The 1,210-nt window shown below is 57.1% G+C and carries 1 protein-coding gene; it reads left to right on the top strand.

All coding sequences use genetic code 11. From position 1 onward, the window contains the following. The first annotated feature begins 146 nt into the window (after window positions 1–146). A complete protein-coding gene (locus EOB49_RS33930) occupies window positions 147–1,028 on the top strand; it encodes an SPASM domain-containing protein (protein ID WP_245466457.1) in 882 nt (293 codons plus the stop codon). The last annotated feature ends 182 nt before the right edge of the window (window positions 1,029–1,210 follow it).

Below are 1,210 nucleotides of genomic sequence, written 5' to 3'. Positions count from 1 at the left end.
GTAGATGGGAGTAATCACCAGTGATTTTACCGGAACTTCGCTCAGCAAACACAGCCGGCAGGGTTTTGGAGATAACGACGACCACGGGATGTGTCGTAGGATGTTCATATTGTCCCCAGGACAAGTTCGCGGTCCGGCAAAGAAAAGTGTCTCATGCGAGTCATCTGGGTCTTGAAGATTTCAAGCGGTGTCTGGCCCGCGTACCGACTTCCGTCGACATTGGTTTTGCGGGATACTCCGAACCTTGGCTCAATCCGGACTGCACCGAAATGGTGGAGCACGCCTTCGCCAAAGGCCATGGCATCAGGATTTTTACGACGCTGGTGGGAATGAACGGGCAGGACCTGCAGCGATTGCAAGCCTTGCGCTTGGGCGTATTCGTGGTCCATGTTTTCGATGACGGCACCTACATGAACAGCCGCCTGGTCGGAGACAAGTATCGCGATCTGGTTCGTCAACTCGTCGACGCGGACATCCCCTTGATCCGATTCGTGGCCTTGGGCGAGCCCCACCCAGATATAGCCGACATTATTCCTACCGAAGCACTGATAAAAGCGCGGCCGGTGAGCAGTAGGGGTGGAAGCGTCGACCCTAAGATCGTTGCACCACGTCAGCCAGTGCTCGGAGCCCTAACCTGCGTGGACGAACGACAGTATCGGAATGTTCTTCTTCCAAACGGCGACGTCACCCTGTGCTCCATGGATTTTGAACGGAGTCACGTATTGGGCAACCTTCTATATGAGGGTTACTCCGATCTGTTTGAAAAGCCAGTTTTTCGCGAAATCGTCGACCGCATGAATGGAGCGGATGGTTTTCTGCTTTGCAGAATGTGTGAATTCGCCGATCCAAACGACCGGACCTGGGCGGATGCCGGCCGAGAGGGCGTGCCTGGCAATGCGGATGGCCCCACGACAAATGCACCTGCTCGCGACGCCATCGTGTTTTCGCGTGAGGCGCGGCAGTGGGCCTCGACCACATCGAAAGGGGTCTTCGGCTTCCAACCGAGCTTGTCGGCCTGCCTGCCTTGAGGTAACGCCGATCACAGGTCAACCTCGGTCGGACGGAAACAGCGTTCGTCGATCCCGATCAGCGCTTGATTACTTACTCACGGCCCACCTCGTCAACGCCTTCAGCCTCCCAGACGATCTCCTGTTCGACTCGCCTGAAGGCAGCAGCCCCAGCTGCGGCCGGGGATGGTTGCCGTCGCGGT

Source organism: Mesorhizobium sp. M7A.F.Ca.MR.148.00.0.0 (assembly GCF_003997735.1).
Taxonomy (GTDB): Bacteria; Pseudomonadota; Alphaproteobacteria; order Rhizobiales; family Rhizobiaceae; genus Mesorhizobium.
The sequence above is the reverse complement of the archived record's forward strand: the minus strand, read 5'-3'. Positions and strand labels throughout refer to the sequence as shown.